Below are 12,733 nucleotides of genomic sequence, written 5' to 3'. Positions count from 1 at the left end.
CGCGCACCGCGGCCGCGCGCCGGCACCCGCCGGTGCGTGCGCCCGTCGTCAGGAGAGCCAGCGGACCAGGGCGTCGCGGCAGGTGACGACCTCGTCGCCGGGGCAGAACTCGTCGTCGGCGTGGGCCTTGCTGGGGTCGCCCGGGCCGAAGTTGACCGCCGGCACCCCGCGGGCGCTGAAGCGGGCGACGTCGGTCCAGCCGAACTTGGCGCTGGGCTTGCCGCCCACGGCGGCCAGGAACTCCGCGGCGGCCGGCTGGTCGAGGCCGGGCCGGGCGCCCGGGGCCACGTCGGTGACCCGGACGGGGAAGCCGTCGAGCACCTGCCGGACGTAGGCCTCCGCCTGCTCCGGGGACTTGTCGGGAGCGAAGCGGTAGTTCACCTCGACCTCGCAGCGGTCGGGGATGACGTTGCCGGCGATCCCGCCGCGGATGCCCACGGCGTTCAGGCCCTCGCGGTAGGTGAGGCCGTCGACGACGACCTCCTGCGCCTGGTGCGCGGCGAGGGCCTGCAGCACGGGCCCGGCGTCGTGGACGGCGTTGTGGCCCTTCCACGAGCGCGCGGAGTGCGCGGCCACGCCGGTCAGCTCGACGACGACCCGCATCGTCCCCTGGCAGCCGCCCTCGATCCGGGCGTTGGACGGCTCGCCCAGCACCGCGAAGACGCCGTCGAGGTGCTCGGGGTGCTCCGCAGCCAGGCGGTTCAGCCCGTTCTTGCTCTCCTCGACCTCCTCGTTGTCGTAGAAGATCCAGGTGACGTCGCGGCCGGGGGCGGTGAGGACGGCGGCGGCGGCGAGCTGCGCGGCGACGCCGCCCTTCATGTCGCAGGCCCCGCGCCCCCAGACCAGCGTCCGGCCGTCCTCCTCGGTCACCCGCGAGGGCACGTTCCCGGCGATCGGGACGGTGTCCAGGTGGCCGGCGACGACGACCCGCTCGGCCCGGCCCAGCTCGGTGCGCGCGACCACCACGTCGCCGGTCCGGGTGACGTGCAGGTGCGGGTAGGCGGTGAGCGCCTCCTCGACGAGGTCGGCGACCGCTCGCTCGTCACCGCTGACCGAGGGGACGTCGACCAGCCGGCGGAGGAGGTCGACGACGTCGCCCTCGAGGTCCAGGGGGGTAGCCACCCCGGCACCCTAGCGGCAGGTCGCGGGCTCGGGTCGTGCCAGCCGCCCCCGGTACGCTTCCCGCCATGACCGACGCCGCCGCTGCCCCCTCCCGCCCCGCCTGGGGCTGGGGACTGGCCACCGTCCACTCCTCCGGCCAGGTGCTGGACACCTGGTTCCCCGCCCCCGCGCTGGGCGCCCCGGGCGCCGAGGAGGCCCCGGCGTCGCTGACGTCGGCCGAGGCCGAGGACGCCGTCCGCGGCACCCGCACCGAGGTGGTCCGGGTCGTCATCGACCTCGACGCCCCGCCGGTGAGCACCGCCGACGTCTACCTCCGCCTGCACCTGCTCAGCCACCGGCTGGTCGCCCCGCGCAGCATCGACCTCACCGGCGTGTTCGGCCTGCTGCCCAACGTCGTCTGGACCAGCGCCGGGCCCTGCGCCGTCGAGGGCTTCGAGACGGTCCGGGCGGGCCTGCGCGCCCGGCACGGGCACGTCACCGTGCTGGGTGTCGACAAGTTCCCGCGGATGGTCGACTACGTGCTGCCCGCCGGCGTCCGGGTCGCCGACGCCGACCGCGTCCGGCTGGGCGCGCACCTCGCCGCCGGCACAACCGTCATGCACGAGGGCTTCGTCAACTACAACGCCGGCACGCTGGGCACCTCGATGGTGGAGGGCCGGATCTCGGCCGGGGTCGTCGTCGGCGCGGACTCCGACGTCGGCGGCGGCGCCTCGATCATGGGCACGCTCTCCGGGGGCGGCACCGAGGTGGTGAGCCTGGGCGAGCGCTGCCTGATCGGCGCCAACGCGGGCATCGGGATCGCGCTGGGCGACGACTGCGTCGTCGAGGCCGGTCTCTACGTCACCGCGGGCACCAAGGTGACGCTGCCCGACGGCGAGGTCGTCAAGGCGCGCACCCTGTCGGGGCAGCCCAACCTGCTGCTGCTGCGCAACTCCGTCACCGGGGCCGTCGAGGTCCGGCGTCGCCAGGGCGTCGGGGTGGAGCTGAACCAGGCCCTGCACGCGAACTGAGCGTGGCGACCCGACCGACGCCCCTCGGGGTGGGCTGCCTCGTCGTCGCCGTGGTGCTGCTGGTCGGCGCCGCCGTGGCCGGGGTGAACCTGCTGCGCGACCGCGGCACCGTGTCCCCCGTCCCGCAGCGGCAGCGCTGCGTGGCCACGGCGGGCGAGCGCTCCGTCGCGCTCGACCTGGAGCAGGCCCGGCTGACGGCGATCATCGTCGGCCTGTCCGTGCGGCGCGGGCTGGCCCCGCGCGCCGCCTCCATCGCGATGGCGACCGTCTACCAGGAGACGGGCATCCGCAACCTCGACTACGGAGACCGCGACTCGGTGGGGCTGTTCCAGCAGCGGCCGTCGCAGGGCTGGGGCTCGGTCGAGGAGCTGCAGGACCCCTACTACGCCACCGGCAAGTTCTACGACGCGCTGGTGAAGGTCGACGGCTGGGAGAGCGGCGACATCAACGACGTCGCCCAGGCGGTCCAGCGCAGCGGCTACCCCGAGGCCTACCGCGACCACGAGGCCGACGGCCGGGTGCTGGCCAGCGCGCTGACCGGGCAGTCGGCCGCCGCGTTCAGCTGCCTCGAGCGGCAGGACGCCGACGGCGACGCGGAGGGCCTGGCGGCCTCGCTCGGCCGGACGCTGGGCCGCCGCGTGCAGCCGGCCCGGGACGGCGCCGTGGTCACCGTCGAGGCCCGCAGCGACGCCCTGGCCTGGGCCAGCGCGGCGCACGCGGTGGCGAACGCCTCGACGTTCGGCGTGGTGCAGGTGGAGACGCTCGGCCGCGTCTGGCGGACGGGCGGGCCGGACCTGCCCACCTGGGCCGACGCGGCCAGCCCCGCCGAGCGCCCGCGCACGGTCACCATCACCGTGCGCTGAGCGGCAGGACCGGGCTCAGCCCAGCAGCCGCGCGGCGGCTGCGGCGACGCGCTCGTCGGTCGCGGTCAGGGCGACCCGCACGTGCCGGGCGGCCGCCTCGCCGTAGAAGTCACCGGGGGCCGCGAGGACCCCGTGGTCGGCGAGCAGCTCGACCGACGCCCGGCCGTCCTCGTCGCGGGTGGCCCACAGGTAGAGCCCGGCCTCGGAGTGCTCCACGCGGAAGCCGGCCGCCTCGAGCGCGGGCCGGAGCACCTGGCGCCGGGCGGCGTAGCGGGCGCGCTGCTGCACGACGTGCTCGTCGTCGGCCAGCAGGGCGGCCATCGCGTCCTGCACGGGCCGCGGCACGATCATCCCGGCGTGCTTGCGGACGGCCAGCAGCTCGGCGACCACGGCCGGGTCCCCTGCGACGAAGCCGGCCCGGTAGCCGGCGAGGTTGGAGCGCTTGGACAGCGAGTGCAGGGCCAGCAGGCCGCGGTGGTCGCCGCCGCTGACGTCGGGGTGCAGCACCGAGACCGGCTCGGCCTCCCAGCCGAACTCGCCGTAGCACTCGTCGGAGGCGACCAGCGCGCCGCGCTCGCGGGCCCAGGCCACCCGGGCGGCGAGCACCGCGGGCGCGAGCACCTCCCCCGTCGGGTTGGACGGGGAGTTGAGCCAGACCAGGGCGGGCCGCTCGTCGCCGAGCTCGGCCGGGTCGTCGACGGCGAGGGTGCGGCAGCCCGCGATGCGGGCGCCGACGAGGTAGGTCGGGTACGCCGTCGAGGGCAGCACGACGAGGTCGTCGGGCCCGAGCCCCAGCAGGGTGGGCAGCCAGGCGACGAGCTCCTTGGTGCCGATCACGGGCAGGGTGGCGGCCGGCGGCACCGCGGCGCCCCAGCGCCGGGCGAGGTAGTCGGCCATCGCCTGCCGCAGCTCCGGCGTGCCCGCCGTCTGCGGGTAGCCCGGGCTGTCGGCGGACGCCGCGAGGGCGCGGCGGCCCAGCTCCGGCGTCGGGTCGACGGGGGTGCCGACCGAGAGGTCGACGAGACCACCCGGGTGCGCGGCGGCACGGGCCTTGGCCGCGGCCAGGGTGTCCCAGGGGAAGTCGGGCAGCCCGGCCGCGAGGCTCACGACGTCGCTCCGGCCCGACGCCCGGGCCGGGTGGCCGCCGCTGCGGGGGCAGCCGTCACTCGTCGTGCTCCTGCGGCGGCAGCGCGGCGACCAGCGGGTGGTCCTTGTCGACGACGCCCATCTTGGCGGCGCCGCCCGGCGAGCCGAGGTCGTCGAAGAACTCGACGTTGGCGTTGTAGTAGGGCTTCCACTCCTCGGGCGTGTCGTCCTCGTAGAAGATCGCCTCGACCGGGCAGACGGGCTCGCACGCGCCGCAGTCCACGCACTCGTCCGGGTGGATGTAGAGCATCCGCTTGCCCTCGTAGATGCAGTCGACAGGACACTCCTCGACGCAGGCCCGGTCCTTCAGGTCCACGCAGGGCTGGGCGATGACGTACGTCACGAGGTCACTCCTCTTTCGTTCCGGGGTGTGCGGGCCGGGCCGGGACCCGGGATCTGGCGCGGGCGCTCCGGCGGACCGGTCGCGCCCGCCTAGTATCGCCTCCCCGGGCGCACGCCCTCCACTGAGGCTGACCTACGGAACGGACCCGATGCCCGCCGACCCGCTGACCCCCGCCGCCCCCGGCCAGCGCTGGGTGGTCCGGCACCGGCTGCCCGACGGCTCCGCGACCGACGTGACGGGCTGGGTCGACCGCCTCGCCCCGGGCCACGTGCACCTCGGGACCGCGGACGGCCGGGTGCACGTCGTCGACCGCTCGACCGTGCTGCTGGCCCGCCGCGCCCCCGCGGCCGCCGGCGGACCGCCGCCGGAGCGGACCGGCTCCGACGAGCTGGAGCACCTCGCCGTCCCCGGCTGGCTGGCCCTGGCCGAGCCCCTCGGGGAGTGGACGCTGCGCGCCGGCGGCGGCTTCACCGGCCGGGCGAACAGCGCGCACGCCGTCGGCGACCCCGGGGTGCCCGTCGCGGAGGCCGCACGGGCCGTGGTGGCGCACGCCGCCGCGCACGGGATCGACCCGCTCGCCTCGGTCGTCGACGGCGGCGAGCCCGAGGCCGCGCTGCGGGCGCTGGGCTGGGTCGACGCCTACGTGCCCACCGACGTGCTCGCCGTCCGGCTGGCCGACCTGCTGGGCACGACGCCGCCCGACCCCCGGGCCCGGGTCAGCCTCGACCTCGAGGTGGGCTGGTGGGACGCGTACGCCGAGAGCCGGCCGACCGACGCCGACCCGGGCCTGGTCCGGCTGGTGCTGGCCGGCCACCCGCCCCGCGCCTTCGGCTCGACGGGCGACCCCGACCGGCCCACCGCCATCGGCCGCGGCCACCTCAGCGGTGCGTGGCTGGGCTGCGCCGCGCTGTGGACCCGGCCCGAGCACCGCCGTCAGGGCCTGGCCACCGCGGTACTGGGCCGGCTGGGGCACTGGGCCGCGCGGCACGGCGCCCGCTACGCCTACCTGCAGGTCGCCGCGGAGAACGCCGACGCCCACGCCGCCTACGCCCGGCTGGGGTTCCGGCAGCACCACAGCTACCGCTACCTCGCCCCGCCGGGGTGAGGGACTCGCGCTCACCACCGCCGCCTGAGCTCGTCGAAGGCCCTTCGACAGGCTCAGGGAGCGGAACTCGGCACCGCGCCCTTCGACGGGCTCAGGGAGCGGGGCGGGCTGGATCAGGGAGCGGGGTTCCAGCCAGGCGAGCCGGGGCGTCAGCCGCAGCTGATCCGGTCGGTGGGGCCGTAGCGCCAGGAGAAGTTCTGCCGCTTGGCGACCTCGCCGTCGCGGTAGAACAGCCGGCTGTAGCTGACGTCGAAGCCCTGGGCCGGGGCCTGCGGCTCGCAGGAGGGCGAGTCGTCGGTGATGTCGCGGCCGGTGGTGTAGTTCGACTTCGCCGGCGTCGTCGACTCCACCTTGTCCCAGGTCTTCGTCGACCACATCTTCACGGTGATCGAGCCGCGGCTGCTGCCGGTGGCCTTGACCGTGCTCGCCTGCACCAGCACCCCGTACTTCGTGTCGTTGGTGAACCGCAGGTCGAGGTTCGGCCACGCCACCGTCGCCTCGCGGCCCGGCGGGTAGCGGTCGATGTAGAGGGTGTGCGGCTGGTGCTCGACGTCCTTCAGCCCGGCGAAGAACATCGCGTTGTAGGTGGTCGTCGCGCTCTGGGACACCCCGCCGCCGAGCTCGCGCTTGAACTTGCCGCCGGAGATGATGAAGCCCTCGGTGAAGCCGTTCTCGGCGGTGCGCTCGCCGACCACGCGGTTGAGGGAGAACGTCTCGCCGGGCTTCAGCACCGTGCCGTTGATGAGCTCGGCGGCCCGGCCGATGTTGACGTTGCGGTACTCGGCGTAGGGGAAGTAGGTCGTGTACTCCCCCGTCACCTCCGTGATGCCCAGCTCCTCCGCGTCCTCGGTCGTGAAGTCGGCCTTCTCCCCGCCGAGCTCGACCTCGGCGGTCCGCTCGTCGCCGGACTTCGTCAGGGCCGGCTCGACGGCGGCGGCGAGGGCCTTCGCGCTGACCGTGGTGCCGTCGACGGCCGGCACGACCACCGGCTTGCCGCCGGAGATCTTGACGGTGGCGTCGCGCGGCTCGTCCAGCTCGACCTCGTCGACGGCGTCGTCGGCCGCCTTGCGCAGCGCGGCCGCGTCGAGGGCGGGGACCAGGGCGCCGTCGCGCTCGGCGAAGGTCAGCGCCGCCGCGATCATCGCCGGGGTGACCCGGAAGGACCCGGCCCCGCCCGCGTCGACGCGGACCGGGCCCGACACCGCCGGCTCGGCGTACTCCTCGCGCACCTGCTCCGCCTCCGCCGTGGTGACCAGCGGGGCGCTCGTCGCCGCCGGCAGCTCGACGGGCGCGTCCCCGAGGTAGCCGTCGCGGACGGCCTCGGCGGCCTGCTCCCGGTCGACGGCCAGACCCTCGGCGGCCTTCGTCAGCTCGACGTCGGTGCCGTCGTAGGCGAGCCCGGCGTTCGTCGGCTCGCGGTCCAGGTCGTCGGCCACGGCGGCGACGGCCGCGGTGAGGGCGGCCTCGTCGACGGCCGGGACGGCGGCGGTCGGGGACCCGCCCGTCAGCACGCGCCAGATCGCCCGCGGGTCGAGGCTGCGACCCCCGCCGGCGGCGTCCAGGCTCGCGTCGACGTCGAGGGACAGCCCGGCCTCCGCCGGGTCGAGCTCGGCCTCCCGGTCGCCGGCGCGCAGGGCGACCGGCTCCGCGGCCCGGGGTCCGAGCTCGGCGCTCAGCCGCTCGGCCGCGGCGCTGGTGCTGAGGCCGCCGACGGCGACCCCGGAGACGGAGGCGTCGCGGGGCAGCTTGTCCCCGGTCACGAGGTAGCCGACCACGTAGAGCACCAGCACGAGAGCGGCCAGGCCGCCGAGCACGAGCAGCCCGGTGCGCCGGCCGCGACCCCGGCCTCCGGTGGTCCCGGTGCCCGCGCCGTCCTCGAGGGGGACGCCGCCGGGGCTGCGGACGAGGGTGGTCTCGGCCGCCGACGGGACGTCCGCGCCGGCGCCCCCGGGTCCGGCCGTGGCCGGGCGGATCGTCGTCGGGTCGGGGCTCGTGTCGTCGGGCGTGGGGCTGCTCACGGGTCTACCTCGGGTCGGTCGGCGGGCGGGCGACCCGCATCCTACGTGAGCGGGGTGACCGCGCCCGCCCTCACGAGCAGCGCCCTTGCGGCCTCAGACCAGGCCGGCGAACAGGTCGTCGGCGGGGCCGTCGGCCGCGGGGAACGGCGTGCCGGCCACGAACCGGTAGTCCTCGGTGGCCCACATCGCGTGGCCGAGCACCGCGGTCCCGGCGAAGAAGGGCCCGTCCTCGGTGATCTGGGTGGCGTGGGCGCGCATCGCCGCGAGCTTCGCGTCGACGTGCTCCGGGCTGGTGATCTCGGCCGCGATGCCCTCGTCCTCGGGACCGGTGGGCGCGTCGTCGGGCTCCAGGCCCCAGTCGGCGAAGCTCTCGGTGTCCCCGGCCGCCCGCAGCTTGGCGACGGCCTCGCGCAGCCGGGTGCGGCTCATCGTGTTCCACAGCACCCGCGGCACGGACCAGGCCTCGCCCAGGTCGGGCCGGTAGGAGGGGATGCCGGCGAGCACGTAGCCGTACATCGCGACCCGGTGCGCCTGGACGTGGTCGGGGTGGCCGTAGGCGCCGTTCTCGTCGTAGGTGACCAGCACATGCGGGCGCCGGTCGCGGATCAGCGGCACCAGCTCGTTCGTCGCCTCGAGCAGGTCGGCGGTCCAGAAGATGCCGTCGCGGAGCACGTCGCGGGCGACGGCGCGGCGCTGGTCGTCGTAGGCCATCCCGGAGTCGCGGAAGCGGTAGTCGCCGCCGAGCCGCACGAAGTCGGTGATCCCGAGCGCGGCCATGGCCTTCTCGAGCTCCTCGAGCCGCGTCGGCCCGAGGTTGTCGTCGTGCTCGGCCCCCAGGTGCTCCAGCGCGGGGACGAGGACCTCGCCCTCCTCGCCCAGGGTGCAGGTCACCAGGGTGACGCCGGCCCCCTCGGCGGCGTAGCGGGCCATGGTGACCCCGTTGCCGATGGTCTCGTCGTCGGGGTGGGCGTGGACCAGCATCAGCCGCCGGTCCGCCGTCGCGGTCGCAGTCACGGCCCACACCCTATGCCGAGCGCGACTCCGACCCGACCAGGGACAGCGGGGCGGCGTAGTGGCACGCCGAGGCGTGCGCGGACACCCCGTCCGGACGCGGCTCCAGCACCGGCACCTCGGTGCGGCAGTTGTCCTGCGCCTTGAAGCAGCGGGTGTGGAAGCGGCAGCCCGAGGGCGGGTTGGCCGGGCTGGGCACGTCGCCGACGAGCTTGATCTGCTGCCGGGACCCGCGCAGCGTCGGGTCGGGCACGGGCACCGCCGACAGCAGCGCCTGGGTGTAGGGGTGGGTGGGCCGGGAGTAGATCTGGTCCTCGTCCCCGATCTCCACGATGCTGCCCAGGTACATGACGGCGACCCGGTCGGAGATGTGCCGCACGACCGAGAGGTCGTGGGCGATGAAGACGTAGGCCAGGCCCAGCTCGTCCTGCAGCCGCTCCAGCAGGTTGACGACCTGCGCCTGCACCGAGACGTCGAGCGCCGAGACCGGCTCGTCGCAGATGAGCACCTTGGGGTTGAGGGCCACGCCGCGCGCGATCCCGATCCGCTGCCGCTGGCCGCCGGAGAACTGGTGCGGGTAGCGGTTGATGTGCTCCGGGTTCAGCCCGACGAGGTCCAGCAGCTCCTGGACGCGGCGCCGGCGGCCGCCCTTCGGCACCACGTCGCGGTGGATCTCGAAGGGCTCGCCGATGATGTCACCCACCGTCTTGCGCGGGTTCAGCGACGTGTAGGGGTCCTGGAAGACGATCTGGATGTCGCGGCGGAGCTTGCGCATCGCCGCGCCCTGCTGGGCGTACATGTCGACGCCGTCGAACGTCAGCTGCCCCGCCGTCGGCTCCTCGAGCCGCATGAGCATCCGGCCGAGCGTCGACTTGCCGCAGCCCGACTCCCCCACCACGCCCAGGGTCTCGCCGCGGCGCAGCTCGAAGCTGACGCCGTCGACGGCCTTGACGTGCCCGACCGTCCGGCGCAGCACGCCGGCCTTGATCGGGTAGTGCTTGACCAGGCCCTCGGCCTGCAGGATCACGTCATCCGGCATAGCTGCCACGTCCTTCGGGTCGTGAGTCGTCTGCGGGCGTCGCCTGGTCCGGCGTCGTGCCCACGGGATCTGCCAGCACCTCGCCGTCGATCTCGCGCCGGGTCTGCTGCGCGGTCCCGGCCAGCACGTCCTCGGCGAAGTGGCAGGCGCTGCCGCGGTGGTGGCCGAGGTCGCGCAGCGCGGGCGGCGGGTCGACCCGGCAGACGTCCTGGGCGTAGCGGCAGCGCGGGTTGAACGAGCAGCCCGCGGGGATCCGCATGAGGTTCGGCGGCAGCCCGCCGATGGCGGCCAGCTCGTGGCCCTTCTGGTCCAGCCGCGGGATGCTCTCCAGCAGCCCCTTGGAGTAGGGGTGCGCGGGCCGGCCGTAGAGGTCGAAGACGTCGGCGTGCTCGACGATCCGGCCGGCGTACATGACGGCGATCCGGTCGGCCACGTCGGCGACGACGCCGAGGTCGTGGGTGATGAGGATGAGCCCCATCCGGCGCTCCTCCTGCAGCTCCTTGAGCAGGTCCATGATCTGGGCCTGCACGGTGACGTCCAGCGCCGTCGTCGGCTCGTCGGCGATCAGCACCGCCGGGTCCAGCGCGATGGCCATCGCGATCATGATCCGCTGCCGCATGCCGCCGGAGAACTGGTGCGGGTAGGCCTTGACGCGCTGCCGGGCGCCCGGGATCTGCACCCGCTCCATCAGCCGGACGGCCTGCTCCTGGGCGTCGGACTTGTTGAGCCCGCGGTGCTTGCGGAACATCTCCGCGATCTGCCAGCCCACGGTGAAGACGGGGTTGAGCGAGCTGAGCGCGTCCTGGAAGACCATCGAGATCTCGGGGCCGCGGACCTGCCGGCGCTGCTCCTCGGACATGGTGAGCAGGTCCTCGCCGCAGTAGCGGATCTGGCCGCCGGTGACGAAGCCGGGCGGGGAGTCGAGGATGCCCATGACGGCCTGGGCGGTGACGGACTTGCCGGAACCGGACTCGCCGAGGATCGCGAGCGTCTCGCCCTCGTGCAGGGCGAACGAGACGCCGTTGATGGCCTTGGCGACGCCCTCGCGGGTGCGGAACTCCACCTGCAGGTCGTCGACGTCCAGCAGCAGCCCGTCCTGGGCCCGCCAGCGCGTGGACTGGCCGGCCTCGAGTCGGTCGGGGGTGACGGCGGAGGACACGGGTGCCTCGTTTCTCAGCGGAGCTTGGGGTCGAGGGCGTCCCGGACCGCGTCGCCCAGCATGATGAAGGCGAGGACGGTCAGGGACAGGAAGATGCTGGGGAACAGCAGCATGTGCGGCGCCACCCGGATGAGGCCGATCGCCGACGCGTCGGAGATCGCGGTGCCCCAGGAGATGGCCGGCGGCTGCAGCCCGATGCCGAGGAACGACAGGGTCGCCTCGGCCGCGATGTACACGCCGAGGTTGATCGTCGACACGATGATCACCGGGGCGAGGGCGTTGGGCAGGATGTGCCGGAAGATGATCCGGCCGTTGCTGGCCCCCAGCGCCCGGGCCGCCTGCACGTAGTCGTTCGGCTTCACCTGCAGCACGCTGGAGCGCATCAGCCGGGCGATGTTCGGCCAGCCCAGCAGCGCGATGAAGGCGACGATCTTCAGCACCTGCAGGATCAGCGGGGTGTCGAGGTCGTTGGGGAAGGTGAAGAGGAAGAGGATCCCGCCGAGCAGCAGGGGCAGGGCGAAGAAGATCTCGCCCACGCGCTGCAACAGCGCGTCCAGCCAGCCGCCGCGGTAGCCGGCGACGAGGCCGACGGCACCGCCGAGCAGCGTCGTGGCCAGCGTCGACAGCACGCCGACGAGGATCGAGGCCCGGGCGCCGTGGATGGTCCGGGCGTACACGTCGTAGCCCTGGCTGTCGTAGCCGAACAGCCCGCCGCCCAGCGAGGGCTTCTCGCGGGCGCGGTTGAGGTCGGCGCTGGTCGGGTCGGTCGAGGTGAAGACCTGCGGCACGACCGCCATGACGACGAAGACGAGGATCAGCGCGGCGGCCACCCAGAACAGCGGGTTCCGGCGCAGCTCGCCCCACGCGCTCGCCCACAGGGAGCGGCCGCGGACGGCACCGCCCGGCTGCACGGCGGCGGCCTCCTGCGCCGGTCCGCCGGCGCCGCTCACGCTCACGTCAGTCATTGCTGATCCTCGGGTCCAGGACGCCGTACAGGATGTCGACGAGCAGGTTGGCCAGCAGGAAGATCACGACCAGCACGGTCACCGCCCCGACGACGGAGGTGCCGTCGCGCTGGGCGATGCTGCGGAAGATGAACCCGCCGACGCCGTTGATGTTGAAGATCCGCTCGGTGACGATCGCCCCGCCCATCAGGGCGCCGAGGTCGGCGCCGACGAACGTGATCACCGGGATCAGGGAGTTGCGCAGCGTGTGCACGCCGACGATCCGGCCCTGGGTGAGGCCCTTGGCCCGGGCGGTCCGGACGTAGTCCGAGCGGAGGTTCTCCGCGACGTTGCCGCGGGTCAGCCGGGCCACGTAGGCCACCGACGTCGAGCCGAGCACCAGGGCGGGCAGCACCAGCTGCCCGACGGTGCCCTGGGTGGCGGTGATCGGGAACCAGCCGAGCTGGACGCCGAACACCAGCTGGGCCAGGGCGCCGATGACGAAGATCGGGATGGAGATGACGACCAGGGTGCTGACCAGCACCAGGTTGTCGAGGAAGCCGCCGCGGCGGATGCCGGTCAGCACACCGGCGACCACGCCCACCACGAGCTCGAAGGCCACGGCCATCAGGGCCAGCGTGATGGTGGTCGGGTAGCGCTGGAGCAGCTCGTCGGCGACGCGGTTGCCGAAGAAGTTGGTGCCGAGGTCGCCCTGGAGGAGCTTGCCCATGTAGAAGCCGTACTGCACCACCAGGGGCTGGTCGAGGTGGTACTCGGCGGTGAAGGCCTGCGCGTAGGCCGGGGAGCACGGCCGCTCGCCGCACCGCCCCGAGAGGGGGTCGCCGGTCGCGAACACCATCGCGAAGATGAGGAACGTCGTCCCGAGCGCTACGGGGATCATCTGCAGCAGACGCCGGATGATGAACTTGCCCATGGGTCTCCCCTCGTCGCTTTCAGCGTAGAAGACGGGGCG

12 protein-coding genes are annotated in these 12,733 nt (G+C 74.3%); 3 read left to right on the top strand and 9 right to left on the bottom strand.

Annotated elements, in window-relative coordinates:
- Positions 1-48: 48 nt before the first annotated feature.
- Positions 49-1,122, bottom strand: coding sequence for a succinyl-diaminopimelate desuccinylase (gene dapE / locus JOF54_RS15760; RefSeq protein ID WP_210057549.1), 1,074 nt, complete (start codon positions 1,120-1,122; stop codon positions 49-51).
- A gap of 65 nt (positions 1,123-1,187) precedes the next feature.
- On the opposite strand from dapE, the gene dapD reads away from it, so the two are divergent.
- Both dapD and JOF54_RS15750 read left to right on the top strand, forming a co-directional pair.
- A complete protein-coding gene (gene dapD / locus JOF54_RS15755; protein WP_210057548.1) occupies positions 1,188-2,132 on the top strand; it encodes a 2,3,4,5-tetrahydropyridine-2,6-dicarboxylate N-succinyltransferase in 945 nt (314 codons plus the stop codon).
- Between the two features lie 2 nt (positions 2,133-2,134).
- Positions 2,135-2,995, top strand: a complete 861-nt coding sequence (locus JOF54_RS15750) for a hypothetical protein (protein ID WP_210057546.1) — start codon at positions 2,135-2,137, stop codon at positions 2,993-2,995.
- A 15-nt stretch (positions 2,996-3,010) separates the two neighbouring features.
- Here the strand turns inward: JOF54_RS15750 and dapC are convergent, their stop codons facing one another.
- Positions 3,011-4,102, bottom strand: coding sequence for a succinyldiaminopimelate transaminase (dapC, locus tag JOF54_RS15745; protein ID WP_210057543.1), 1,092 nt, complete (start codon positions 4,100-4,102; stop codon positions 3,011-3,013).
- A gap of 55 nt (positions 4,103-4,157) precedes the next feature.
- Positions 4,158-4,484: a ferredoxin gene (gene fdxA / locus JOF54_RS15740; RefSeq protein WP_210057541.1), complete on the bottom strand. Its 327-nt coding sequence runs from the start codon at positions 4,482-4,484 to the stop codon at positions 4,158-4,160.
- Between the two features lie 148 nt (positions 4,485-4,632).
- Here fdxA and JOF54_RS15735 point away from each other — a divergent pair, with 148 nt between their 5' ends.
- Complete coding sequence (locus JOF54_RS15735) at positions 4,633-5,589, top strand: GNAT family N-acetyltransferase (RefSeq protein ID WP_210057539.1); 957 nt, start codon at positions 4,633-4,635, stop codon at positions 5,587-5,589.
- 149 nt (positions 5,590-5,738) lie between these two features.
- Here the strand turns inward: JOF54_RS15735 and JOF54_RS15730 are convergent, their stop codons facing one another.
- The 6 genes from JOF54_RS15730 to JOF54_RS15705 form a co-directional block, all read right to left on the bottom strand.
- Complete coding sequence (locus JOF54_RS15730) at positions 5,739-7,607, bottom strand: VanW family protein (RefSeq protein ID WP_210057537.1); 1,869 nt, start codon at positions 7,605-7,607, stop codon at positions 5,739-5,741.
- 93 nt (positions 7,608-7,700) lie between these two features.
- The gene (gene mshB / locus JOF54_RS15725) at positions 7,701-8,621 is read right to left on the bottom strand and encodes an N-acetyl-1-D-myo-inositol-2-amino-2-deoxy-alpha-D-glucopyranoside deacetylase (protein ID WP_307804247.1); all 921 of its coding nucleotides are present in this window, start codon (positions 8,619-8,621) and stop codon (positions 7,701-7,703) included.
- A gap of 10 nt (positions 8,622-8,631) precedes the next feature.
- On the bottom strand, positions 8,632-9,657 hold the full coding sequence (locus tag JOF54_RS15720; protein WP_210057535.1) for an ABC transporter ATP-binding protein: 1,026 nt from the start codon (positions 9,655-9,657) through the stop codon (positions 8,632-8,634).
- Positions 9,647-10,747 carry an ABC transporter ATP-binding protein gene (locus tag JOF54_RS15715; protein ID WP_210059614.1) on the bottom strand — a complete coding sequence of 367 codons (1,101 nt, stop codon included), beginning with the start codon at positions 10,745-10,747 and terminating at the stop codon, positions 9,647-9,649. Before JOF54_RS15715 ends, JOF54_RS15720 begins: the two co-directional genes overlap by 11 nt.
- A gap of 83 nt (positions 10,748-10,830) precedes the next feature.
- The gene (locus JOF54_RS15710) at positions 10,831-11,781 is read right to left on the bottom strand and encodes an ABC transporter permease (RefSeq protein WP_210057533.1); all 951 of its coding nucleotides are present in this window, start codon (positions 11,779-11,781) and stop codon (positions 10,831-10,833) included.
- On the bottom strand, positions 11,774-12,694 hold the full coding sequence (locus JOF54_RS15705) for an ABC transporter permease (protein ID WP_210057532.1): 921 nt from the start codon (positions 12,692-12,694) through the stop codon (positions 11,774-11,776). The genes JOF54_RS15710 and JOF54_RS15705 overlap by 8 nt, the downstream gene beginning before the upstream one ends.
- Between the last annotated feature and the right edge of the window lie 39 nt (positions 12,695-12,733).

This window comes from Microlunatus capsulatus (genome assembly GCF_017876495.1).
Taxonomy (GTDB): domain Bacteria; phylum Actinomycetota; class Actinomycetes; order Propionibacteriales; family Propionibacteriaceae; genus Microlunatus; species Microlunatus capsulatus.
The sequence above is the reverse complement of the archived record's forward strand: the minus strand, read 5'-3'. Positions and strand labels throughout refer to the sequence as shown.